Consider the following 22,831-nt stretch of genomic DNA (forward strand, 5'->3'; position numbering starts at 1 on the left):
TCGACTTCTTGGAGTGCTCCGGCTCCGGCGAGGGGTCGGCGACTGCCGTTGCAGCTCCGGAGTTTTCGCTGTCGATCGTCACGGAATCAGCCCCTCGGAATTGACTGCCTTGCGTACCTGCTCGGCAAGATCGTTCACGGTCGATTCCGGATCGATGTTTCCCACAGGGTTGAGCGTGGCAGTGATGAGCGTCGAAATACTCTGGTAGGCAGGAGAAACGGGACGAACCGACGCGGTGTCCAAGCTGTCGCGAACCTCACGCCACGCCGGGTACGCCTCCTGGAAGGCCGGATCGTCGTACAGGCTCTCGAGCGTCGGCGGGACACCACCGGCGACGGCGTTGTTGCGCTGATTCTCCTCGTTGCGCAGGCAGGTGAGCGCTTCGAAAGCGAGGTCCGGATGCTGACTGGTCTTGGCCACGGCTACGTTGAATCCGCCGATCGTGACCTCGGCCGGTTTGCCTTCGATCACCGAAGGATAGGGAGCGGCAAGGAAATTGCGTTCTCCGTTCACCGTCAGCACCGTATTTCCGGTGTTTTGGCTGGTGACGTTGCCCTTGTCGTCGATGTACGGAAGGTCGCCCTTCTCGGCGTTCTCCATGATGCCGGGAAGCACGAACGGCCAATTGACCTGGAAGGCGGACTTACCGCTCTCCATGCCCAGGCGCGACGACGCTTCGTCCCCCTGCGAAATCGAGGGATCCGCGCCCTTCGCGGTGGCGACGCGCTTCATGACGGTCAGTGCCTGTTGGGCAGCATCACCGTCGGCGACCGTCACTGTGGTTCCGTCCGGCCCCACCACCGATCCACCCGCACTGGCGAGAAGCGTGTTGAACCAGACCATCAATCCTTCGTACTGCTTGCCCTGCACGCCGATCCAGCTGGGTCGTCCCTCCGCGGCCAGACCTTCGGAGATGTCGATCATCTGATCCCAGGTTTGGGGCGGTTGGCCGTCCGGCATCAAATCCTTTCGATACCAGAGCAATTGGGTGTTGGTGTTCAGCGGCGCCGCGTAGAGCTGGTCCTGCCACTTAGCCGATTCCAGCGGGCCCTCGAGAGTCCCGTCGCTCACCTCGGCCGCGACGTCGGAAGGAAGCGGCAATGCCCAACCGGCTTCGGCGAATTCGGCGGTCCACACCACGTCGAGCGTCATCAGGTCGAGTGACTTGTCGTTGCCGGTCAGACGCCGGGCCAATTGAAGTCGCTGGTCGTCAGCACCCTTGGGCAGAGTTTTCTGCTCGACCCGGTACGCGCCGTTCGAAGCCGCCGAACAATTGGCGGCGGCTTCCGCATACTGCTCGGCGCCGTCGGCGGCGGTGTAGAAGGACAGCACCACCCCGTCGTGGCTGTCTGATCCACACGCACTGAGCAAGGGCGCCAACAACAAGGTTGCCGCGCCGAGCAGCCCCACCCTGTATTTCTTTTTCTGCCCCGCCCGCGATCTCTCGTTCTGCCCCGCCCGCGATCTCTTGTTCTGCACAGCCGTCCTCCTCGGGCGGCGAGACGGCGCAGTCGTTACGGCTGGCCGACGCACCACACATCGGCACTTTTGCCGGAGAAGGGACCTATTTCCTTGTCCGGCAAACGGTCACGGGAAGGTGAGTGTTACCTCGCCCGCGTGTACATAAAGTAACCGAGATCACACAAGTTGGCAGCACGAGCAAGAATGTCAGATGGCGAGCTTGGCAAGAAGGTCGCGCGCCGACTCCGCCGTCTTGGGCTCGCACAGTACGTCGTAGCGTCCGGCGACCAACTGCATCGTGGAGGCGAAGTCCCGCTGCCCCCGCGTCGCGGCGTACGGGATGGTCGTGGAGATGACACCGAAGATGATGCCGCCCACGATGCCCGCGATCAGCGGGGCGAGGAAGCCACCGGTGACGATTCCGAGCACCAGGCCGAAGAACACACCGAGCCAGGCGCCGGAGACGATGCCGCCACCGATCACCTTGGCCCACGTCAACCGACCGAGGACTCGCTCGACCTGCATCAGGTTCACGCCGACGATCGTGACGTCCTGAACCGGGAATTCTTGATCGGAGAGGTAATCGACTGCGCGCTGCGCTTCGGCGTAGGTGGGGTACGACCCGATGGGCCATCCCGAAGGCGGTGTCGGCAACGCTCCACGGCGCGACCCATTCGACGATTGACCGAGCGGATTGGACATGGCTGGCTGCGCTCCTCTTTTCGGGCACGTCATCCACGCGGATGACGCAAGTACATCTACCCCTATTGTGCCCTTTACAGACCTGATTCGTTCGGCTATGCGAGCGTCAGGCGTGTTCGGGTGGCGTGAATTCCGACGTGCGCGTCATCCCCGCGGCGCGCCCCTTGGCCGAAATCACCAGTGCCATCTTGCGACTCGCCTCGTCGATCATCTCGTCGCCGAGCATGACGGCACCCCGCCCTCCCCCGGCGGCCGAGGTGTGGAATGCGTACGCGTCCAGGATGAGTTCCGCACGGTCGTAATCGGATTGGCGCGGACTGAACACCTCGTTGGCCGCCTCGATCTGCGTGGGATGCAGTACCCATTTGCCGTCGAAGCCGAGCGCTGCCGTTCGCGCCGCCGAACGAGTGAAGGCCTCGACGTCGCGGATCTGCAGGTACGGCCCGTCGATCGCCTGGACTCCGTGTGCCCGTGCGGCCATCAAGATGGTCATCAGAATGTGGTGATAAGCATCACCGCGGTCGTAACCGTCCGGTTGCTCGCCGACCACCAGAGTTCGCATGTTCAGGCTCGCCATGAAATCGGCCGGACCGAACACGAGCGCCTCGACACGGGGGCTCGCGGTGGCGATCGCGTCGATGTTGGTCAATCCGATCGCGTTCTCGATCTGCGGTTCGATTCCGATTCTGCCGACCTCGAGGCCATTGGCTTTCTCGACCTGCGTCAGCAACAAATCGAGCGCCTGCACGTGACTCGCGTCGGGAACCTTGGGCAGCAGAATGGCGTCGAGATGGGCTCCGGCGCGGCCCACCACCTCCACGACGTCGGCATACGTCCATTCGGTGGTCCAGTCGTTGACCCGGACGACCTTGACCTGTTTGCCCCACCCGTCCTCGGCCAACGCGTCGCCGATCGACTCGCGAGCGGCCTGCTTCGCCAGCGGCGCTACTGCGTCTTCGAGGTCGAGGAAGATCTCGTCGGCGGGCAATCCCTTCGCCTTGTCGATCATCTTCCGACTGCTGCCGGGAACTGCCAATACCGATCGACGGGAACGGTTGCGTGAAGTCATTTGCGGACTGCCCTTCTCGATTTTCGGTGGCGCCGTTGCAGATTTTGACGCTGGACGAATTAGCCTTGCAATCATGGCAGCAGCAGGCAAGGTATTTGCAGCCAGGCTTGCCGGCCTGGTTGTCCTCGGCCCGGACGGCGAATCGATAGGTCGTGTGCGCGACGTCGTCATCACGGTCCGCATCGGACGCCAGCAACCGCGAGTTCTCGGTCTGGTGATCGAAATGTTCACGCGCAAACGCATTTTCGTCCCGATGTTGCGAGTGACCGCTATCGAGCCGAGTGCTGTCACCCTGACCACGGGCAACGTCAGTCTGCGGCGCTTCAACCAGCGTCCGGGCGAGGTTCTCGCTCTGGCACAGGTACTCGATTCGCATGTGCGCGTGGACGACCCGGAACTCGAAGAGCTTCACGGCGCCGACACGATAGTCGTCGACCTCGGGATCGAATCGACGCGAACCCGCGACTGGGTCGTCTCGAAGGTCGCAGTTCGCGGCCATCGAGGACGCCTCGGCCGACGCGCGGCGATTCACGTCGTCGACTGGCAGCACGTCGCCGGCCTCACCCAGAGCGACCTCTCGCTCCCCGGCCAGGGCGTCGCTCACCTTCTTCTGCAGTACGAAGGGATGCGACCCGCCGACGTGGCCAACGCCATGCGCGAACTGCCGGAGAAGCGCCGCCACGAACTGGCCGTGGCACTCGACGACGAACGCCTCGCCGACGTCGTCCAGGAACTGCCGGCGGACGATCAGACCGACCTGCTGATGCACCTGGAAGTCGAACGTGCCGCCGATCTACTCGAAGCAATGGATCCCGACGACGCCGCCGACCTGCTGGGCGAGCTGCCCGAGACCGAAGCCGAATCACTACTGCAGTTGATGGACCCGCAGGATTCCGAACCCGTTCGACGCCTGCTCGAGCACTCCCCGGACACCGCCGGCGGTCTGATGACACCCGAACCGGTGGTACTGACGGCCTCGACGACCGTCGCCGAGGCTCTTGCCCGCGCCCGAAACTACGACGTCACTCCGGCCCTGTCGAGCATGGTCTTCGTCGTGCGTCCGCCTACCGCGACTCCGACCGGGCGCTACCTCGGCTGCGTCCACTTGCAGAAACTTCTGCGCGAGCCTCCCGCCAGCCTGGTGGGCGGAATACTCGACACCGACATGCCCAGGTTGGCCCCGGACGACTCGCTGGCGTCGGTCACTCGATACTTCGCGACCTACAACTTGGTGTGTGGGCCGGTCGTGGACGACGAGAATCACCTGATCGGAGCCGTGACGGTCGACGACGTGCTCGATCACCTCCTGCCGGAAGACTGGCGTGAGGATTACTCCGACGACGAGGAACTACTCCGATGAGCGAACGGGCGTCGAGCACGACCGCACGGCAACGACTGGAAACGCCTCGCGGAAGCCGCCGGTTCAATCTCGATTTCGACGTCGAAGCTGTCGGACGCGTCAGTGAACGCATCGCCCGCTTCCTCGGCACCGGGCGTTATCTCGCAATCCAGACGATCATCGTGATCGTCTGGATCCTTATCAACGTGTTCGCGGTGGCTCTGCAGTGGGACCCGTACCCGTTCATCCTGCTCAACCTGGCCTTCTCCACCCAGGCCGCCTACGCGGCGCCGCTGATCCTCCTGGCACAGAACCGTCAGGAGAATCGCGACCGGGTCTCTCTCGAGGAGGATCGCTCACGCGCCGAGCAAACCAAGGCGGATACCGAATTCCTCGCCCGTGAACTCGCAGCTCTGCGCATCGCCGTCGGCGAGGTTGCCACCCGCGACTACCTGCGACGGGAGCTCGAGGAGATCAAGTCGATCCTTGCTGCCGACGGCGAACCGACCCCGAAGAAGAAGCACCGTGACTCGAATACTGCGAAACAAAGTCACAACTAGCTGAGCGTTCGCTGAGTTTTGCTGCACGCACCGTGACCGATATGTAACGTAAGTCACAGCAATATGGATATCACGGTGGGTACTCCGGAGCGGGAGCGCCAGCAAAGGGGAATCGTGCGAGTACGCGGAATGATTGCAGCATCCACACTGGTGGGGGGACTGCTCGTCGTAACAGGTCCAGCGGCCCTCACTGCCGGAAGCGCACCGACCGGAGGGTCACAGGTTCCCATCGCACTGGCGGGCGCCGCCTCGATTGCACAGCCGGACTCTGTCGACTTCCTCCCGACGCCCCGCACGGTCCGAACGCAAAGATCTGCCCCGCCCAGCGATGCGGTCGCCGGCGCCCCGGCAGCCCCTAACGCCGCGGCTGTCGTCCTCACCTCTCTGGGCATCCCCGAGATCGTCCTGAACGCATACCGCTCCGCGGAGCTGGTGATGATGACCGAGGCACCGGGATGCGGAATCCCCTGGCATCTCCTGGCCGGCATCGGCCGCATCGAATCCGGTCACGCCAACGGCGGCAAGACGACGTCGGTGGGTACAACGGTCACCCCGATCCTCGGCCCTGTCCTCGACGGACGGCTGGCAGGCAACGAAGTCATTCGAGACACGGACAAGGGCGCGATCGACGGCGACCCCACTCACGACCGCGCCGTCGGGCCGATGCAATTCATTCCGGCCACCTGGGCCGGATATGCCAGCGACGGTAACGGGGACGGAATCAAGGACCCCAACAACGTCTTCGATGCGGCACTCTCGGCAGCGAAGTACCTCTGCAGCGGCGGACTCAATCTGCGCGATGTCGCTCAGGAGACCAAAGCTGTTCTGCGATACAACAACTCGGCCGCGTACGCAGCAAACGTGATCATGTGGTCGACGGCATACAAGAACGGTGTCATCCCTTCCGGTCAGCTGCCGTACACCTCGGGCATCGACACCGGCAACTCGGTGATCAACGCCGCCGCCTCGGCAGACTCCGCCGCTTCGGCCGTACTCGCCGCTGCTGCGGCTACCGATCCGGCAGCCGGTGACAAGGAATCAGCGTCGACGACGGCAAGCCCGACCACCACTCCCCTCTTCCCCGGCCTGCCGGACATGCCCGCGCTCTCACCCGAGATCCAGGCACTGATCCCGCCGGGAGTAATGCCGGCCGGCCCGACTCCGGGACCCAACGCCGCCCGGAACGCAGCCCCCGGCCCGATCATCCCGCTCCCCGTCCTGACCTCACGGGGTCTCGTCTGGCCGATTCTGACGGCAGAGGGATGGCGCTGGCCCGACGACATGTGCGTGATCCTTCCGGACCCCGCAGCCCTCGACGCCTTGCAGGACGGCATCCTTCTGCCGTGCACGGTCCCAGGCATGGCTGTGGCTGCCACGGCGCCCGCCACCACCGACGCCGCACCCACGGAATCTTCGCCGCCCGCCGCCCCCTCGCCGGAGCCCGCACCGGCACCCGCACCCGCACCCGCACCGGCACCCGCACCCGCACCGGAGCCCGCTCCGGCCCCGGCTCCGGCATTCGTGCCGTTCTTCCCGGGCCTGCCCGGCATGCCCGCTCTGTAACCGAAAAATCACGAAAGAACAGTGCATATACCCCAAACTGCCCTTCTAGATCACGGTTGAATAACGGAAACGCAACAAATCAGGTAGCCTCGACTCCGTCAGTTGAACGGAAAACCTCCTCGCGGAGGTTCAGGAGGCATACACAGTGGGTCGGCACAGCAAGAAGACAGATTCGCACATCCGCCGAAATTCGGTCATCGCGCTCACCGGACTCATCCCTATCGGACTCGTCACCGCAGCCAACACGGCCGGCGCCGCTCCCAAGGTCCCGTTCTTCAACACCAGCTCCGCCGAAACGGTGGACACAGCCGCACAAGCCACGCAGGAACCGCAGGCGCAGATCCTGCCCGCTGTCGAAGCAATCGCCGAGCCCGCTCCCGCCGCAGCGCCCGAGCCCGCGCCGTTGGCTCCCGTGCAAGCGACTCCCCCGCTCCCGGCATCCATGGCCGAGGGCGCACTCGGAATCCCGAGCGTGAGCGTCGCCGCCTACCAGAACGCCGAGCGGATCCTCGCCGTCGAGAAGCCCAACTGCAACATGCACTGGACGCTCCTCGCCGGTATCGGCCGCGTCGAATCCGGCCACGCCAACGACGGCAAAGATGCCGACGCGAACGGCAACCTCTACAAGCCCGTGATCGGTCTGCCGCTCAACGGCAGCCTGCCCGGCCAGGCCGTCATCATGGACACCGACGGCGGCGCCCTCGACGGCGACACCGTCTACGACCGTGCAGTCGGCCCGATGCAGTTCATCCCGTCCACCTGGAATCAGTACGCCGGCGACGGCAACGGTGACGGAATCGCCGACCCGCAGAACCTCTTCGACTCCGCATTGACCACGGGCAAGTACCTGTGCGACGGCGGACTGAACATGCAGGACGTCACCCAGGTCGCGTCCGCGATCCACCGCTACAACAACTCCGCGGCCTACGTCGCCAACGTTCTGGCCTGGTCGCTCGGGTACTCCACCGGCATCGTCCCCGCCGCATCGGACCTGCCGCGCATCCACTGACCTACCTGGACTTACCATGGAGTCATGTCTGTACTGACCGAGTCCGACGTACGCTCAGCGCTCGCGCGAGTTCTGGACCCAGAGATCCGCAAACCCATCACCGAACTGGGGATGGTCAAGGGGATCACCCTCTCCAGTGACAACAGCGTCGACATCGGCATCTATCTCACGACCGCCGGTTGCCCGATGCGCACCGAGATCACCGAACGCGTCACCAAGGCCGTCGCCGACGTCGCCGGAGTCGGCGCGATCCGCGTCGAACTCGACGTCATGGACGACGCTCAGCGAACCGAACTCCGCAAGTCGCTTCGCGGCGATTCCGCCGAGCCGGTCATCCCCTTCGCCCAGCCGGGTTCACTCACCCGCGTCTACGCCGTGGCTTCCGGCAAGGGTGGCGTCGGAAAGTCCAGTGTGACAGTCAATCTCGCGGCGGCCATGGCCGCGCGCGGACTGTCCGTGGGTGTCCTCGACGCCGATATCTACGGTCACTCGATCCCCCGCATGCTCGGCACCGACGCCAAGCCGACTCAGGTCGAGCGCATGATCATGCCGCCCGTCGCCCACGACGTGAAGATGATCTCCATCGCGCAGTTCACCCAGGGCAACACTCCTGTCGTCTGGCGCGGACCGATGCTCCACCGTGCGCTCCAGCAGTTCCTCGCCGACGTGTTCTGGGGCGATCTGGACGTGCTGCTGCTCGATCTGCCGCCCGGCACCGGCGACATCGCCATCTCGGTGGCTCAGCTCATCCCGAGCGCCGAGATCCTGGTCGTCACCACACCGCAGCAGGCCGCCGCCGAGGTCGCCGAGCGCGCGGGCGCCATCGCCCTGCAGACCCGTCAGCGTGTGGCCGGCGTCGTCGAGAACATGTCGTGGCTCGAACTTCCCGACGGCACCCGTATGGACGTCTTCGGCGAAGGCGGCGGGCAGACCGTCTCCGATCGCCTCACGAAGGCCGTCGGCGCCAAGGTTCCGCTTCTCGGACAGATCCCGCTGGATCCGTCCGTCCGCGAGGCAGGCGACGCCGGGACACCGATCGTCCTCAGCGCCCCCGACTCACCCGCCGCCATCGCACTCAAGGACATCGCCGACAAGTTGGCCGTCCGTCAGCGCGGGCTGGCCGGAATGTCGCTCGGTATCAACACGGTTCGCAACCTCTAGAACCCCCGACATACGAAAGGGCGCCTGTCACCGATCGGTGGCAGGCGCCCTTTCGTATGTCGAATCTAGGTTGCGTCGAAGTCCACGGGAGGACGTTCGCCGGCAGTGAGTGGCTTGTCCTTCGACAGCGTCTTCGGCTCCTGCACTCCGCTCTGCGGCTTCTTGTCGAAGTTGCCAGTGAAGATGGAGTCGTCACCGTCGAGGAGGTGCTGGGTGATCACAGCGCGCGGCGTCATTCCGCGCAGCTTGTTCAGATCTGCGAGTGGTTTACGCAGATCCTCGAAGTCGGTGCCTAGTTCTTCCTTGAGCTGATTGGAAGCGCCCGAGGCATATTCGCGCACCTGCCTCAGGGATTTCGTGACCCAGGAGACCGCACCAGGAAGCCGCTCAGGTCCCAAGATGACCAGAGCCGCTACGAGGAGGATCATGAACTCGCCCCAACCGATGTTGCCAAACACAGGGTCAGCCTACTGTGTGCTCGCTCGGTACGCGCATGTCCGGATCAACCTCACAGGAAGATCGCAGGGTCCGATCAGTCCGACACCGGGGTGACCGAAATGTCGACCTGCCGTCCGTCGCGGATCAACTGAACATTGACAGGCTGATCGACGGTCGTCGCGTTGACCGCAACCACCAATTCGTCGGCACTTGTCACCGGTCGGTCACCGACCTTGACGATGACGTCACCCTCGACGATCCCCGCACGTTGAGCGGGGCTGCCGTCGCGGACGTTGGCCACGGCAGCGCCGCTGGTCGCGTCGTTGACTGCGGTGCGGGCATTCACGCCGATGTCGGGGTGATGAACCTTGCCGTCGCGGATGATGGTCTGCGCCACCTCGGTGACCGTGTCGATCGGAATCGCGAAGCCGAGCCCGACCGAACCACCGGACTCACTGAGCATTGCCGTGTTGATGCCGATGACGCGGGCTTCGTCGTCGACGAGCGCACCACCGGAGTTGCCGTGATTGATCGCCGCGTCGGTCTGGACGGCGTCGATGACGGCGTTGGTGTCAGTGCCTTCACCCGACAACCGCAGAGGCCGATTCAGTGCACTGACGATTCCGCGGGTGACGGTCTTGCTCAATCCGAGCGGTGAGCCGACGGCGACGACGTCGTCGCCCACCTGAACATCCTCGGATTTTCCGAGCTGAGCGACCGTCAGGTTGTTGGCCGACACCTTGAGCACCGCGAGGTCTGTCTTGACGTCACGGCCGACGATCTGCGCATCGGTCTTGGTTCCGTCGGAAAAGATCACCTGGATCTTCGCGTCCTGAGCGGGCGGAACGGCAGAGGAGATCACGTGGTTGTTGGTGACGATGTAGCCGCCGCCGTCGATGACCACACCCGATCCCGTACTCCCCTGGTCACCGACGGCAACCTGAATCGACACCACGGAAGGCAGCACCGCGTCGGCGACCTTCGCCACCTGAGACTCCGGTTGTTCGCCGCCGCCGGATTGGACGAGGGTGACACGTGAGCTGGTGAGTGAACTGCGATCGGCAGTGATGACAGTGGCCAGTAAGCCACCGACAAGAGCGATGACGAGCGCCATCCCGGCAAGTGCGGCCAGCGCCGAGGGAGCGACCTTGCGACCGAACAACACCTCACGCACATCGAGCTTCCGGGCGGGCTGCAACTGCACCGGCGCCTCGGACTCTGCGGGATTGCCCAGGGAGACGGCGGATTCCGGATCACGCCACGGATCGCTCGGCGGCTCTTCTTCGGTCGCGTTGTTCGCCGACGCCTCGGGATCGCGGCCGATCGACTCGGTGGCGTCCGCGGGTCGTCCGAATGCTTCGGCCAGAACCGGGTCCGGAGCGCCGAGCACGACGTCGGAGGACGGGGTCGATCGCGCGGCCACCGGAGTGAACGAGCCCTCGACTCCACTCGGCCGACCGAACACCTGGCGCGAGGCCGGATCGATCTGGGGTCGATAGACCGGACGGGGGTCGAGAACCGGCGCATCTGCCGGTCTGTCCACCGAACCGTTTGCCGAAGAATCCGAACTCACTCCGGAGTGCCCCCTTTTTCCGTCAGTCACATCGTCCAGTATCACTGATCCGCGCCGGGAAGCAGGCGCGCGGCGTCATTTGCGCCAGCGACGGGACAACCTCTTGCTGATGGTGGAGAAGCCCGCGGGCTGATTACCGACGGAACTGTCGGCGTTTTCCGAATTGGGTCCGGTAGTCGGACTGTTGCACGAGGGAATCTGGCTGAGAAGTCCCACCAGGGACAACGGCATCGTCATCTCGCCGCTTCGACGCAGCGCACCACGCGCCTGCTGCTGAGCATCGACGGCTGCAGCGCACTCGGCGCAGATCGAGATGTGATGGGAGGCCCTCAAGTAGGCCTGCATTCGGAGCTCTCCGTCGACGTAGGCAGCGATTGCCTCGCTGGCCAGATGTTCGGTCGAACCGAACTGGCGATGTGCCCGCGCCTCCGTCATTCGTCCCTCCAGGTGATTGACCACGTCCCGCTCTGTAGCTCGAACCCGACCGTCAGAAACCGACGAGTTCGGATTCGGCCGCGCGCTGCGCTGCCAGATGATCACGAATCGCCTGTCGCCCACGATGGATACGGCTACGAACCGTTCCGAGCTTCACTCCCAGTGTGGCACCGATTTCCTCGTACGACAGACCTTCGATGTCACAGAGCACAACAGCGGCACGAAATTCAGGTGCGAGCGAGTCCAATGCGGCCTGCAGACCTGCGTCGAGGCGCGCGTCATGGTAGATCTGCTCGGGGTCAGGACCGGGTGAGGGAACGCGGTCGTAGTCCTCGGGCAACGCTTCCATACGGATGCGGTTGCGTCTGCGAACCATGTCGAGGAACAGGTTTGTGGTGATGCGGTGCAACCAGCCCTCGAACGTTCCGGGCTGATAATCGGAGAGCGAGCGGAACACCCGGATGAAGGTGTCCTGCGTCAAGTCCTCGGCGTCCTGGGCATCGCCTGACAACCGGTAGGCCAGGCGGTACACCCGGTCACCGTGCTGACGCACGAGTTCGTCCCAAGACGGCATGGAGGACTTCTCACCAGTTGCATCGAACACAGCTGTGCCGATCAATTCGGAATCCACAGCCGATTCCGTCGTCAAAACTTCCGACTCTCGAGGGCGAGGCTCGTCGTTGACCTGGTAAATAAGTTGATCCTCCTGCTCGGGATCGCGTAGTTCGATCACCGCGTTGTCCGAATCACGTGATGCGCGATATTCGGGAGAACCAGCCGATGCTGTGATTTGTTCCCGATCACCGAGCTGCGAAAGATCAACTTGGTAGAAATCGATACCGCCGTGCGATCTTCGATCCGGCGATGTATACACCTTTTCTCATCGCGGTGTGCACGCCATATGAGGAGCCTGAGGGATTCCTGAGAATCCTGGTGACTGCGCGCCTTGCAGCGACAATCCGAACCGCCCGATAACCTCATGAGCGTGACCCACGCCGAACAGATACTCCGCCACGTCGAGGACGTAGTTTCCGAGGACGAGATTTTGACCGCGGCGCGAGATCGAGCGCTGGATCTCGGAGCCCATCCGGTGACGCCCGCCGTCGGCGCGACGCTCGCCATGTTCGCGAGAATGCTCGACGCGAAGACCGCCGTCGAGGTGGGCACCGGAGCCGGCGTGAGCAGCCTGTGGCTTCTGCACGGCATGCGCGACGACGGCGTCCTGACCACGATCGACAGCGAACCCGAACACCAGCGGGCGGCCAAACTGACCTTCCGCGAAAGTGGAATCGCTCCGGCACGCACTCGCCTGATCAACGGACGCGCACTCGACGTCCTTCCCCGTCTCGCCGACGGCGGCTACGACCTGGTGTTCGTCGACTGCGCCGCGATCGACCACCCGCACTACGTCCGCGAAGGTGTCCGCCTGCTGCGCTCCGGCGGGGTCATCGTTCTGCACAACGCCCTCGCCGACGGCCGTGTTGCCGACAGCTCCGCTCGCGATGCGACGACTGTTGCGGTCCGCGAAGCAGCGAAGGCCGTGACCGAGGACGAGCGACTCATTCGAGTGCTCCTCCCCCTCGGCGACGGCCTCCTCTGCGCGAGCAAGCTCTAGATCCAGACGCCTTTCCCGATGGCGACGACGCCACCCTGACTGACAGCGAATCGTTCGCGGTCACGTTCGAGGTCGACGCCGATGATTTCGCCGTCGCCGACCACGACGTTCTTGTCGAGGATCGCGCGCCGTACGACGGCACCCTTGCCGATGCGCACACCCGGCATCAGCACGCTGCCCTCGACGGTCGCGCCGTCCTCGATCATCACGTTGGAGCTGAGTACCGAATTGCGCACGGTCGCGGCAGAGAGGATCGACCCCGCACCGACCACCGATTCCTGCGCGAGTCCGCCCTTCACGAACTTGGCGGGCGCGAGGTTCTCGGTGGCGCCGCGGATGGGCCAGCGACGGTTGTAGAGATTGAAGATCGGATGCACGGACACGAGGTCCATGTGAGCGTCGTAGAAGGCGTCGAGGGTACCGACGTCGCGCCAGTAACCGCGGTCTCGATCGGTGGCGCCGGGAACGACGTTGTCCTTGAAGTCGTAGACCGACGCCTCACCTGCGGCGACCAAGGCGGGAATGATGTCGCCGCCCATGTCGTGGTCGGAGTCGGAGTTCTCCGAATCCGCGCGAATGGCGTCCACGAGCACCTTGGTGGTGAACACATAGTTACCCATGGACGCGAACGTCGAGTTGGGGTCGTCCGGTGTCCCGGGAGGATGGGCGGGTTTCTCGAGGAACTGGGTGATGCGTCCGGACTCGTCACTGTCGATGCAGCCGAAAGCAAAAGCCTCGCTTCGCGGTACACGAATTCCCGCGACGGTCACCCCTGCCCCGGATTCGATGTGGTGCTGCACCATCTGTTCCGGATCCATCCGGTACACGTGGTCGGCACCGAAAACCACGATGTACTCGGGGTCCTCGTCGTAAACGAGATTGAGCGACTGCAGGATTGCGTCGGCGCTGCCGGTGTACCAGCGCGGCCCGAGCCGCTGCTGGGCCGGGACCGGAGTGATGTACTCACCCGCGAAACCGGACAACCGCCACGTCTGCGAAATGTGGCGGTCGAGTGAATGTGACTTGTATTGCGTCAACACACAAATACGCAGATATCCCGCGTTGACAAGGTTGCTCAACACGAAGTCGATAAGTCGATATGCACCTCCGAAGGGCACTGCGGGCTTCGCTCTGTCCGCGGTCAGCGGATACAAGCGTTTGCCCTCGCCCCCGGCGAGCACGATTCCAAGCACATGCGGCTGGCTTCTCACACCGCTAACCTATCCGCACTGGTGAACTCCCGCTAGCGAAGCAGTCCGAGAGGTCCGATCGTGTCCCTCTCCGAACGGGCGGGGAAAGCGCGATCGGTAGCCGGATCGACCACGGGCGGTTAGGTTTAGCGCGTGCGAGTCGCGATGATGACCAAGGAATACCCGCCGGAGATCTACGGCGGCGCAGGAGTACACGTAACCGAGCTCGTCGCTCAGATGAAGCGGTTGTGCGAGGTCGACGTGCACTGCATGGGCGCCCCGCGCGAAGGCGCGATCGTCCACTCTCCCGACCCCGCGCTCGCCGGATCCAACCCCGCCTTGACTACGCTCTCCGCCGAACTGCGGATGGCGGACGCAGCGGCGGGCGTCGACATCGTCCACTCCCACACCTGGTACACCGGACTGGCCGGGCATCTCGCCTCGGCGCTCTACGACGTACCGCACATCCTCACTGCCCACTCACTCGAGCCCAGACGCCCGTGGAAGGCCGAGCAGCTAGGTGGTGGCTATCGGATCTCGTCATGGTCCGAACGCAACGCCGTCGAGCACGCAGACGCGATCATCGCCGTCAGTTCCGGAATGCGACTCGACGTCCTCGACGCGTATCCCGCCGTCGATCCGAGTCGCGTGCACGTGGTGCGCAACGGAATCGACACCGCGGTATGGCATCCCGGTGGATCTGCGCCGGGCGCGCCGTCCGCGCTCGCGTCGATCGGTGTCGATCCAGCCAAACCTATCGTGGCCTTTGTCGGACGCATCACCAGACAGAAGGGAGTTGGTCACCTCGTCGCGGCGGCACACCACTTCGACCCGGAGATTCAACTCGTGCTGTGCGCCGGCGCTCCCGATACACCGGAGATCGCCGCCGAGACGGAGAAGGCGGTGGCCGAACTCGCCAGGCATCGAGGCAACGTCTTCTGGGTACGCGAAATGCTCCCGACCGAACAGATCAGGGAAATACTCTCGGCAGCAACGGTATTCGTCTGCCCTTCGGTGTACGAGCCCCTCGGGATCGTCAATCTCGAGGCGATGGCGTGCGAGACCGCCGTGGTCGCTTCCGATGTCGGCGGCATCCCCGAGGTGGTCGGCGACGGCGTCACCGGGCGACTCGTGCATTACAACGCCTACGAGCCGAACGCATTCGAGGAGTCACTCGCGGCCACCGTCAATGCCGTTGTCGCCGACCGAGAGGGCGCCGAAGCGATGGGTCGGGCGGGCAGAATCCGTGCGATCGACGAGTTCTCCTGGGCCGAAATCGCCAAGCAGACACTCGAGGTCTACGCCGATGCCGTCACGAGACGCTGATCCAGGTCAGATTTTGCGGTAGGTCGAGATCGTCGCCGACGCGGTCACGGTGCTCGGCTGCGGCAGCTTCGCCACGGCGGCAGCAAGATCGGCGGGCGTCAGGTGTCTCGCCGACGGTCCCATACCCACCAGGTCGAGGATGTCCTGGTGGGACAGTGACATCGTGAACTCGACCTCGTCGCTGCTCACGCGGTCGAAGTAGCCGGCCATCGAGGATTCGAGGCGTTCTACTTTGCGATCGTCGACCCTGACCATCGCAAGGATGTCGATCAGCTCTCGCAGATGCCTGTCGGTGGGCGTGAGCACCACCAGAACGCCGTCATCTGCGAGAACGCGATGGGACTGCGGACCGTTGCGCGGAGCGAACACACAGAGCACGTGGGAGAGCACTCCGTCGCGAATCGGTAGTGGTTGCCAGACGTCTGCGACGATCGAGCCGATTCTTTCGTGGACCTTCGCAGCTCGCCGTGCCGCGAACTTGGACACGTCCAAGGCTATTGCGCGAGAATCAGGCAGAGAATCCACCACGTGCGCGAGGTATTGACCTGTGCCTGCACCGATTTCGACGATCCGCGCAGGATCCGACCCGGCCGTAGTCGAGCAGGCCCGGGAGACGGCATCCATCAGTGGGTCGAAATGGCCCGCGCCGAGCAGTCGTGCACGCGCCGCGATCATCTCGGCACTGTCGCCGGTGAACTTCGTGGCACCGCCACTGATCAGGCTCACGTAACCCTGGCGAGCCACGTCGAATCGATGTCCGCGATCGCACTCGGCGGCGCCGTCCACCAGCTCCAACTCGGCAGCGCACTGCGGGCAGGACAGAAGATCGATCACGGCGCCAAGCATTGGATCCGTCCTTTCGGCTACCTGTGGTGCGCACACACTTCAGGCCCCGTACCGAAACGGATACGGAGCCTGCGTGCAATCACGTGCTGTTGTTCGTACTGCTACAACCTGGACCCGACTAGCTGGTGACGTTCGTGAGTTCCACACCGAGCGCTGCAGCTTCATCCGGGGTCAGCTCGACGACGAGGCGTCCGCCACCCTCGAGTGGAACCCGCATGACGATTCCTCGTCCCTCTTTGGTTGCTTCGAGGGGACCGTCCCCGGTCCGGGGCTTCATGGCCGCCATCCTCTGCTCCCTCCAGATCTGCGCTGCATTGCTCTGCGCCTCGACTAACGGTGCGCCCCGCCAACAATCAGCGAGGCTCGTACCCTCCATTGTTCCCTATGGATGCGGGAACCGGGAATCTGAGTCACATTTAGGGGTGTTCAGTCGACCGTCACACCTGCGTCGGAACCCAACAATCGGCCACGTGATCATCGACCATTCCGGTGGCCTGCATGAGCGCATAAGCCGTGGTAGGACCCACAAACTTGAACCCACGTCGCTTGAGTTCCTTAGCCATGGCAGTCGACTCGGGAGTGACCGCCGGAACCTCCGCAATTGATGTCAGTCGTCTGGTGCGTCGAGGCGGCGAGAACGACCAGAGTAACGAATCGAGGTCCAGATCGGGTGAATTCACGAGCACTCGGGCGTTGGAAATCGTCGCTTCGATCTTCGCGCGATTGCGGACGATCGCGGCATCGGAGAGCAATCTCTCGACATCCGCAACTCCGTACGCTGCGACCTTGTCCGGATCGAACCCGTCGAAGGCTTCTCGGAAGGACTCGCGTTTGCGCAAAATCGTGATCCACGAAAGCCCTGATTGGAATGCCTCGAGAGCGAGCCGCTCGAACAGTTCGTCGCGCCCGTGCAGCGGCCGCCCCCACTCCTCGTCGTGATAGTCGCGGTAGAGCGTGTCGCCGGGCGTCTCGACCACCCAGCCGCATCGAACCAGTCCGTCTGCCATCAGCCCTGAGGATCCTTCGACTCGGACTCGGACGCGGTCTCAGGCTCCTCGTGCGACGCTTCGGCCACGGCGGGAGCATCCGCCTTCACCAGGACCTCAGACCGCTCGTCACGGCCCAGTTGTGCACGCAGAGAATCGATTTCCAACCCGAGGCGATGCAGAGCCCAATCGACTTCGCTCGCCTTGTAACCCCGCAGCACCTGTTGAAAGCGCAGAGCGTCGACATCCGCTCCTGTGACGTCTTCCGCCGGCAGCACGGTCGCCGTCGTGCCGGGAGGCAGCGGCGGCAGCTCTTCCGAGCGCCCGAACACAGCGCTGGCGGCGAGGAAGATCATCGCGCCGACCAGTGCCATGACAATCAGGTACAGGAGGATCGTCATCATGGACCGATACTCCCATACCCGTGGGTAAGCGGTCAGACCCCCGCGGTGCGCACTATCGAATTCATCGGGGGTCGATCGACGAGCGATACCTCCGTGGTCTCGGGCACGAAAGAATCACCGTCGACCAGGAATTGGGTCAACCCGGCACCCGAATCCTCGATCCCACACCGCCTGAGCATCGTTCCGATGATCTGCCGACTCATCACGCCGAGGTCGGCGAGTGGCCGGTTGCGATGCTTGCGCACGCCCAGATTGACTTGACCGATCGCCGCCAGCCCCAACGTGTCGTACGTATCGAGCAGCAAGCCGATCTCGACACCGTAGCCCGGGGCAAACGGGACTGCGGAGAGCAACTCTCGGGTGCCCGCGTATTCACCACCCAATGGTTGCAGCACCGAGGTGAGTTCGGGCCGCAGCGCAGCCAACATGGGCCGCGCCACCAATTCAGTGACTCGTCCGCCGCCGTTGGCGTCCTCCGTGCCGCTCACGCGCAGCGGACGGCGGTAGTAACCCTTCACCAGATGGATGCCGTCAACGGTGAGTAGCGGACCCAGCAATTTGGGCACGAACGCCGGATCGGGATTGATGAGGTCGGAGTCGACGAATGCGATCAGATCGCCGGTCGTCGCGGCGACCGAACGCCAGAGCACCTCACCTTTGCCCGCGGTCGGCGGGATGGACGGGACGGCGCTCTCACGACTGATCACCGTCGCTCCGGCCGCACGAGCACGCTCGGCGGTACGGTCGCTCGAACCCGAATCGAGCACGATCAATTCGTCGACCAAGCCGCCGAGCAACGGGTGAATGGTGTCGACCACCGCGGCAACGGTGTCCTCTTCGTTGAGCGCGGGCAACACCACCGAGACCGTTCGGCCACCCTTTGCCCGTTCGAGTTCGGCCACCGTCCAACTCGGATGGTCCCAACTGTTGGCTTCTGCCCATACGCGGGTCGGGCCCGCACCGGTGATACTCATGCCAGACCTCGAACCGTACGAACCGGGGCGCGGCGTCCCTGGATCGCGGCCACCATGTCGACTACTCGACGGGTGGACGCCACCTCGTGAACACGGAACACCCGGGCGCCGCCCGCCGCGGCCATTGCTGTCGCTGCCAATGTTCCCTCCAACCTCTCGGAAAGCTCCACACCAAGAGTCTCCCCGATGAAGTCCTTATTGCTCAGCGCCATCAGCACTGGCCACCCGGTGTTTACAAGAACGTCCACTTTTCGCAACAACTCGAGCCCGTGGAAGGTGTTCTTGCCGAAGTCGTGGGTGGGATCGATCAGAATCGCGTCACGCGGAACACCGAGAGCCAGGGCGCGTTCTGCCGCGGACACCACCTCGGAGACCACATCTGCGACGACATCGTCGTAGCGAACACGGTGCGGGCGGGTGCGCGGAACCGCGCCGCCCGTGTGCGAGCAGACGATGCCGGCGCCCGTCTCGGCAGCGACGACCACGAGTTCGGGATCCGCACCGGCCCACGTGTCGTTGATCAGGTCTGCGCCTTCGTCGCGTGCCAGCCGTGCGACGCCACTGCGCCAGGTGTCGACGCTGATGATCAACTCGGGGTACTTGGCCCTGATCGCGGCGACGAACGGAACCACCCGCCTGACTTCCTCGTCGGCGTCGACGAGGTCACCCGGTCCGGCTTTCACTCCCCCGATGTCGACCAGATCGGCGCCCTCGTCGACGGCACGATCGACGGCAGCCATCGCCGCCGAGTCCGAGAACGTCGCCCCCTGGTCGTAGAAGGAATCGGGAGTGCGGTTGACGATCGCCATCACCAATGCACGGTCGACCGCGACCGGACGCCCACACAGGGTGGGCGCCGGACCTGGCTGCGCGGTAGAACCGGAGAGTGAAGACATGCCACTCATACTGGCATGACGGAACTCGGTCTAGCCCTTGGGTACCGAGCCTGCCGCGACCTTTCCGACGTATTCGTCGTACGAGTCCACGTAACCACCGTCGCGGCCTTCGAGAACGTGCAGAGTGTCGGCGCCGACGTCGTAACCCTCGTTCCGCAATTCCACCTTGCGTGACTTGAAAGTGCTGGTGTGTTCGAGTGAGTCGACGATGCGGATGAACAACGGGACCGCGTAGTTGGGGAGCTTGCCGTAGAGATGAGCCGCGACTTCGCTGCCCTCGAAACTCTGACTGTCACGTAACTTCACCGCCGCCATGCCCGCGCGCCCGTCGGTGCCCGGAATCTCGACGCCGTAGACAACTGCTTCCTCGACGGCCGGGTGCGAACTCAGCGCGCCCTCGACCTCCGTGGTGGCGACGTTCTCACCCTTCCAGCGGAAGGTGTCACCGAGGCGGTCGACGAAGGCGACGTGGCCCCATCCCTGCTTGCGCACCAGGTCTCCGGTGTCGAACCAGGTGTCGTCGTCCTTGAATCCGCCCCGTACCAGTTTGCTGTTGCTCGCCGCTTCGTCGGTGTAACCGTCGAAAGGCGCCCGGTCGGTGACCTTGGACAGTAGGAGTCCGACCTGACCCGTGGAAACCTTGCGGAGTCGACCGTCGGCTCCACGCAACGCTTTTCCGGTGTTCTCGTCGAACTCCACGACAGCGTGCGGCAACGGGCAGATGCCTGCTGTCTTGTCGACGTTGAGTGCGTTGACGAACGCGATGTTGCATTCACTGGCACCGTAGAACTCGGCGACGCGGGGAATGCCGAAGCGCTGGGTGAATTCGGCCCAGATCTCAGGGCGCAGACCGTTGCCGACCATGAGCCGAACGGCGTTGTCGCTGTCGGTCGGCTTGGCCGGCTGGTTGAGCAGATAGCGGCACAGCTCACCGATGTAGGTGAAGGCGGTCGCCTTGTTGACTGCGATGTCGTCCCAGAACCGGGAGGCGGAGAACTGACGTCCGATTGCGATGGTCGCACCGGACGCGAGCACCGAGGACAACGAGACCGTCAACGCGTTGTTGTGATAGAGCGGCAGGCAGCAGTACAGAGTGTCGGAGCCGCGCAAGCGCACGCCCATCAACCCGAGTCCGGACATCGACTTCAACCAGCGGAAGTGAGTCATCAAGCTGGCCTTGGGCATTCCGGTGGTGCCCGAGGTGAAGATGTAGAACGCTTTCTCCTTCGCCAGCACCTCGGCGGTGACCGCCGGGTTGGCCGGATCAGCCGTCTTCGCCAGATCCGAGAGTTCACTGACAAGAAGTTGAGCGGGCCCGGCAAATCCGGCAGGCAACGATTCGAGGGCTTCTTCGCACTCGTCGGCGACCACCAGGACGCGAGCGTCGAGCAGCGTAAGGCTGTGTGCCAGAACGTCGTCGCGCTGGTTGTAGTTCAGCATGCCCGCTGCCGCACCGAGTTTGACGGCAGCGAGTGCGATCAACAGGGCTTCGGGAGTGTTCTTTGCCAGCACTCCGACGACGTCTCCGCGGTCGACTCCTCGGCCGCGGAGAACGTCCGCGTAGCGGTTCACCAGTTCGTTGGCCTCGGCATAACTGGTCGCGTGGCCTTCGAACCGGATGAACGGGCGCGACGGGTGAGCGTGCGCAGCCTTCTGGAAGATCAACCCGATCGATTCCTTGGCCGAAGGCTTGCGGGTGAGGCCGGCGGCCCCCCGCGCCAGGATCGGCACCTCGGTGATCATCGACGGCAGTTTTGCCGCCAGATCCAGCAGGCCGACGGTCGAACGGGCTTCCGAACTCATGGCTCCCCTAACACGTATCCGGCGCCCATTCGGCCGCCCAGTCTGCGGCCACCTTACTTCACGGTAATAAAGCCCGCCATGCCCCAGGTCAGGGTTTCACGCACGCGTCTGATCAGGATTTGACGCACGCGTCGAGCGCTGCCTCGACGTCCGTCCTCACCAGCAGGGTGTCCAGCGCCTGACGCCCGACGAAGCCGGTCCCGTCGAGCTTGTTCAACCACTCGAGCAGGCCGGTGAAGTGCCCGACCGGATCGAGCATCACCACTGGTTTCTCGTGCATTCCGAGGTAGCCGGCGGTCCACGTTTCGAACAGCTCTTCCAGCGTCCCGATTCCGCCCGGCAGCGTGATGAACGCGTCGGCGTGATCTTCCATCAGCTTCTTGCGTTCGCGCATGGTGTCCGTGACGATCAGCTCGTCGGCATCGACGTCGGCAACTTCCTTGTGCACCAGGGCCTTCGGAATGACGCCGACGGTCCAAGCGCCCGCCGCGCGAGCGGACTCGGCGACTGCGCCCATCATCGAGACGTTGCCACCGCCCGAGACCAACTGCCATCCGCGTCGACCGATCGCGGTTCCCACCTCTGCCGCCAACGCCAGGAAAGAATCGTCCACCGGCCCCGACGCGCAGTACACGCAGATCGAGTACTTCTTGTCGGAATCGGTCACCATTCTTCTTCTTTCCCCAGATCTGCGGCCTCGTCGACGCCCTTGTCTGCGTTGAGGACGATTCGTACTGCTTCTTCGACGCTGTCGGTGACGTGCAGCAGATTCACGTCACCCTCGGAAATCTTGCCGTCACGCTCGAGGGTGCCGCGAATCCAGTCGACGAGTCCGGACCAGTACTCGGTGCCGAACAGGACGATCGGGAAGCGTGTGACTTTGTGGGTCTGGACGAGGGTGAGCGCTTCGAACAGCTCGTCGAGTGTTCCGAAGCCGCCGGGCAGGCAGATGAATGCCTGGGAGTACTTCACGAACATCGTCTTGCGAGCGAAGAAATACCGGAAGTTGATTCCGAGATCCACCCACTCGTTGAGTCCCTGCTCGAACGGCAACTCGATGCCGAGACCGATCGAGTATCCGCCTGCTTCGCTGCAACCACGGTTGGCAGCTTCCATGACTCCCGGCCCACCACCGGTGATGACGGCGTACCCAGCTTCGGCCAAAGCGGTTCCCAGTTCACGGCCTGATTGGTACTCCGGATGATCGACCGTGGTGCGGGCCGAACCGAACACCGTCACCGCACGCGGGACCTCGGCGAGCGCGCCGAAACCTTCGATGAATTCGCTCTGGATACGCAACACACGCCACGGATCGGTGTGTACCCAATCCGTGGGTCCGCGCTTGTCGAGCAGGCGCTGATCCGTCGTGGTCTTCTCGTCCTTGCGCTTGCGTCGAAGCTGAACCGGCCCGCGGTGCTTGATCGACGAGCTCTGCTTCTTCGAAGCCGAATTCTTCTCTGGTGCCATGCGGCAAGGCTAAC

24 protein-coding genes are annotated in these 22,831 nt (G+C 64.0%); 7 read left to right on the forward strand and 17 right to left on the reverse strand.

The window, feature by feature from the left end; all coding sequences use genetic code 11:
* Positions 1–78 precede the first annotated feature (78 nt).
* The 3 genes from ACFWEM_RS29020 to ACFWEM_RS29030 form a co-directional block, all read right to left on the reverse strand.
* Positions 79–1,410, reverse strand: coding sequence for an ABC transporter substrate-binding protein (locus tag ACFWEM_RS29020; protein WP_378539328.1), 1,332 nt, complete (start codon positions 1,408–1,410; stop codon positions 79–81).
* Positions 1,411–1,668: 258 nt separating this feature from the next.
* The gene (locus tag ACFWEM_RS29025; protein WP_003945065.1) at positions 1,669–2,163 is read right to left on the reverse strand and encodes a general stress protein; all 495 of its coding nucleotides are present in this window, start codon (positions 2,161–2,163) and stop codon (positions 1,669–1,671) included.
* 106 nt (positions 2,164–2,269) lie between these two features.
* Positions 2,270–3,232, reverse strand: a complete 963-nt coding sequence (locus ACFWEM_RS29030) for a CoA ester lyase (protein ID WP_003945087.1) — start codon at positions 3,230–3,232, stop codon at positions 2,270–2,272.
* Between the two features lie 73 nt (positions 3,233–3,305).
* On the opposite strand from ACFWEM_RS29030, the gene ACFWEM_RS29035 reads away from it, so the two are divergent.
* From ACFWEM_RS29035 to ACFWEM_RS29055, 5 genes are all read left to right on the forward strand, one after another.
* Complete coding sequence (locus ACFWEM_RS29035; RefSeq protein WP_378539200.1) at positions 3,306–4,592, forward strand: magnesium transporter MgtE N-terminal domain-containing protein; 1,287 nt, start codon at positions 3,306–3,308, stop codon at positions 4,590–4,592.
* Entirely contained in the window at positions 4,589–5,131 is a 543-nt protein-coding gene (locus tag ACFWEM_RS29040; RefSeq protein ID WP_003945067.1) for a DUF1003 domain-containing protein, read from the forward strand. Before ACFWEM_RS29035 ends, ACFWEM_RS29040 begins: the two co-directional genes overlap by 4 nt.
* Positions 5,132–5,260: 129 nt before the next feature.
* Complete coding sequence (locus tag ACFWEM_RS29045; protein WP_378539201.1) at positions 5,261–6,694, forward strand: lytic transglycosylase domain-containing protein; 1,434 nt, start codon at positions 5,261–5,263, stop codon at positions 6,692–6,694.
* A gap of 145 nt (positions 6,695–6,839) precedes the next feature.
* On the forward strand, positions 6,840–7,703 hold the full coding sequence (locus ACFWEM_RS29050; protein ID WP_378539202.1) for a lytic transglycosylase domain-containing protein: 864 nt from the start codon (positions 6,840–6,842) through the stop codon (positions 7,701–7,703).
* Positions 7,704–7,727: 24 nt separating this feature from the next.
* A complete protein-coding gene (locus ACFWEM_RS29055) occupies positions 7,728–8,864 on the forward strand; it encodes an Mrp/NBP35 family ATP-binding protein (protein ID WP_095972904.1) in 1,137 nt (378 codons plus the stop codon).
* A gap of 65 nt (positions 8,865–8,929) precedes the next feature.
* On the opposite strand, the gene tatB is transcribed toward ACFWEM_RS29055, so the two are convergent.
* The 4 genes from tatB to sigE form a co-directional block, all read right to left on the reverse strand.
* Positions 8,930–9,322 (reverse strand): Sec-independent protein translocase protein TatB, encoded by a 393-nt coding sequence (gene tatB, locus ACFWEM_RS29060; protein WP_003945177.1) that lies wholly within the window; start codon positions 9,320–9,322, stop codon positions 8,930–8,932.
* 74 nt (positions 9,323–9,396) lie between these two features.
* Positions 9,397–10,875 carry a S1C family serine protease gene (locus ACFWEM_RS29065; RefSeq protein ID WP_378539330.1) on the reverse strand — a complete coding sequence of 493 codons (1,479 nt, stop codon included), beginning with the start codon at positions 10,873–10,875 and terminating at the stop codon, positions 9,397–9,399.
* Positions 10,876–10,950: 75 nt separating this feature from the next.
* A complete protein-coding gene (locus ACFWEM_RS29070; protein ID WP_003945180.1) occupies positions 10,951–11,310 on the reverse strand; it encodes a hypothetical protein in 360 nt (119 codons plus the stop codon).
* Between the two features lie 52 nt (positions 11,311–11,362).
* Positions 11,363–11,959 (reverse strand): RNA polymerase sigma factor SigE, encoded by a 597-nt coding sequence (gene sigE, locus ACFWEM_RS29075; protein ID WP_029255812.1) that lies wholly within the window; start codon positions 11,957–11,959, stop codon positions 11,363–11,365.
* Between the two features lie 330 nt (positions 11,960–12,289).
* Here sigE and ACFWEM_RS29080 point away from each other — a divergent pair, with 330 nt between their 5' ends.
* Positions 12,290–12,925, forward strand: coding sequence for an O-methyltransferase (locus ACFWEM_RS29080; protein ID WP_007736091.1), 636 nt, complete (start codon positions 12,290–12,292; stop codon positions 12,923–12,925).
* Here ACFWEM_RS29080 and glgC read toward each other — a convergent pair.
* Positions 12,922–14,136: a glucose-1-phosphate adenylyltransferase gene (glgC, locus tag ACFWEM_RS29085; protein ID WP_003945185.1), complete on the reverse strand. Its 1,215-nt coding sequence runs from the start codon at positions 14,134–14,136 to the stop codon at positions 12,922–12,924. The genes ACFWEM_RS29080 and glgC overlap by 4 nt on opposite strands.
* Before the next feature lie 132 nt (positions 14,137–14,268).
* Between glgC and glgA the strand changes: the two genes are divergently transcribed.
* Complete coding sequence (gene glgA / locus ACFWEM_RS29090) at positions 14,269–15,441, forward strand: glycogen synthase (protein ID WP_378539203.1); 1,173 nt, start codon at positions 14,269–14,271, stop codon at positions 15,439–15,441.
* 6 nt (positions 15,442–15,447) lie between these two features.
* On the opposite strand, the gene ACFWEM_RS29095 is transcribed toward glgA, so the two are convergent.
* From ACFWEM_RS29095 to ACFWEM_RS29135, 9 genes are all read right to left on the reverse strand, one after another.
* Positions 15,448–16,287: a putative RNA methyltransferase gene (locus ACFWEM_RS29095; protein ID WP_378539204.1), complete on the reverse strand. Its 840-nt coding sequence runs from the start codon at positions 16,285–16,287 to the stop codon at positions 15,448–15,450.
* 118 nt (positions 16,288–16,405) lie between these two features.
* The gene (locus ACFWEM_RS29100; RefSeq protein ID WP_003945169.1) at positions 16,406–16,573 is read right to left on the reverse strand and encodes a DUF3117 domain-containing protein; all 168 of its coding nucleotides are present in this window, start codon (positions 16,571–16,573) and stop codon (positions 16,406–16,408) included.
* 151 nt (positions 16,574–16,724) lie between these two features.
* Complete coding sequence (locus ACFWEM_RS29105; protein WP_230817394.1) at positions 16,725–17,294, reverse strand: DNA-3-methyladenine glycosylase I; 570 nt, start codon at positions 17,292–17,294, stop codon at positions 16,725–16,727.
* Positions 17,294–17,677: a DivIVA domain-containing protein gene (locus ACFWEM_RS29110; protein WP_378539205.1), complete on the reverse strand. Its 384-nt coding sequence runs from the start codon at positions 17,675–17,677 to the stop codon at positions 17,294–17,296. Before ACFWEM_RS29110 ends, ACFWEM_RS29105 begins: the two co-directional genes overlap by 1 nt.
* 32 nt (positions 17,678–17,709) lie before the next feature.
* Complete coding sequence (locus ACFWEM_RS29115) at positions 17,710–18,651, reverse strand: glucosyl-3-phosphoglycerate synthase (protein WP_283301488.1); 942 nt, start codon at positions 18,649–18,651, stop codon at positions 17,710–17,712.
* Positions 18,648–19,547 (reverse strand): dihydropteroate synthase, encoded by a 900-nt coding sequence (gene folP / locus ACFWEM_RS29120; protein ID WP_230817391.1) that lies wholly within the window; start codon positions 19,545–19,547, stop codon positions 18,648–18,650. Before folP ends, ACFWEM_RS29115 begins: the two co-directional genes overlap by 4 nt.
* Positions 19,548–19,577: 30 nt before the next feature.
* Positions 19,578–21,350 carry a long-chain-acyl-CoA synthetase gene (locus tag ACFWEM_RS29125; protein ID WP_378539206.1) on the reverse strand — a complete coding sequence of 591 codons (1,773 nt, stop codon included), beginning with the start codon at positions 21,348–21,350 and terminating at the stop codon, positions 19,578–19,580.
* Positions 21,351–21,462: 112 nt separating this feature from the next.
* Positions 21,463–22,020, reverse strand: a complete 558-nt coding sequence (locus ACFWEM_RS29130; protein ID WP_378539207.1) for a TIGR00730 family Rossman fold protein — start codon at positions 22,018–22,020, stop codon at positions 21,463–21,465.
* Entirely contained in the window at positions 22,014–22,817 is an 804-nt protein-coding gene (locus ACFWEM_RS29135; RefSeq protein ID WP_003945176.1) for a TIGR00730 family Rossman fold protein, read from the reverse strand. Before ACFWEM_RS29135 ends, ACFWEM_RS29130 begins: the two co-directional genes overlap by 7 nt.
* Positions 22,818–22,831: the final 14 nt, after the last annotated feature.

It is taken from the genome of Rhodococcus sp. NPDC060176, assembly GCF_042728675.1.
Lineage (GTDB): Bacteria > Actinomycetota > Actinomycetes > Mycobacteriales > Mycobacteriaceae > Rhodococcus_F.

Excerpts from the sequence above, each read along its gene's own strand:
- ACFWEM_RS29125 (WP_378539206.1), bottom strand. The coding sequence starts at position 21,350 with ATGAGTTCGGAAGCCCGTTCGACCGTCGGCCTGCTGGATCTGGCGGCA.
- ACFWEM_RS29040 (WP_003945067.1), top strand. The coding sequence starts at position 4,589 with ATGAGCGAACGGGCGTCGAGCACGACCGCACGGCAACGACTGGAAACG.
- ACFWEM_RS29045 (WP_378539201.1), top strand. The coding sequence starts at position 5,261 with ATGATTGCAGCATCCACACTGGTGGGGGGACTGCTCGTCGTAACAGGT.
- ACFWEM_RS29110 (WP_378539205.1), bottom strand. The coding sequence starts at position 17,677 with ATGATGACGATCCTCCTGTACCTGATTGTCATGGCACTGGTCGGCGCG.
- ACFWEM_RS29055 (WP_095972904.1), top strand. The coding sequence starts at position 7,728 with ATGTCTGTACTGACCGAGTCCGACGTACGCTCAGCGCTCGCGCGAGTT.
- ACFWEM_RS29130 (WP_378539207.1), bottom strand. The coding sequence starts at position 22,020 with ATGGTGACCGATTCCGACAAGAAGTACTCGATCTGCGTGTACTGCGCG.
- ACFWEM_RS29100 (WP_003945169.1), bottom strand. The coding sequence starts at position 16,573 with ATGGCGGCCATGAAGCCCCGGACCGGGGACGGTCCCCTCGAAGCAACC.
- ACFWEM_RS29095 (WP_378539204.1), bottom strand. The coding sequence starts at position 16,287 with ATGCTTGGCGCCGTGATCGATCTTCTGTCCTGCCCGCAGTGCGCTGCC.
- folP (WP_230817391.1), bottom strand. The coding sequence starts at position 19,547 with ATGTCTTCACTCTCCGGTTCTACCGCGCAGCCAGGTCCGGCGCCCACC.
- ACFWEM_RS29105 (WP_230817394.1), bottom strand. The coding sequence starts at position 17,294 with ATGGCAGACGGACTGGTTCGATGCGGCTGGGTGGTCGAGACGCCCGGC.
- ACFWEM_RS29080 (WP_007736091.1), top strand. The coding sequence starts at position 12,290 with ATGAGCGTGACCCACGCCGAACAGATACTCCGCCACGTCGAGGACGTA.
- ACFWEM_RS29030 (WP_003945087.1), bottom strand. The coding sequence starts at position 3,232 with ATGACTTCACGCAACCGTTCCCGTCGATCGGTATTGGCAGTTCCCGGC.
- ACFWEM_RS29070 (WP_003945180.1), bottom strand. The coding sequence starts at position 11,310 with ATGACGGAGGCGCGGGCACATCGCCAGTTCGGTTCGACCGAACATCTG.
- ACFWEM_RS29115 (WP_283301488.1), bottom strand. The coding sequence starts at position 18,651 with ATGAGTATCACCGGTGCGGGCCCGACCCGCGTATGGGCAGAAGCCAAC.
- ACFWEM_RS29135 (WP_003945176.1), bottom strand. The coding sequence starts at position 22,817 with ATGGCACCAGAGAAGAATTCGGCTTCGAAGAAGCAGAGCTCGTCGATC.
- ACFWEM_RS29035 (WP_378539200.1), top strand. The coding sequence starts at position 3,306 with ATGGCAGCAGCAGGCAAGGTATTTGCAGCCAGGCTTGCCGGCCTGGTT.
- ACFWEM_RS29025 (WP_003945065.1), bottom strand. The coding sequence starts at position 2,163 with ATGTCCAATCCGCTCGGTCAATCGTCGAATGGGTCGCGCCGTGGAGCG.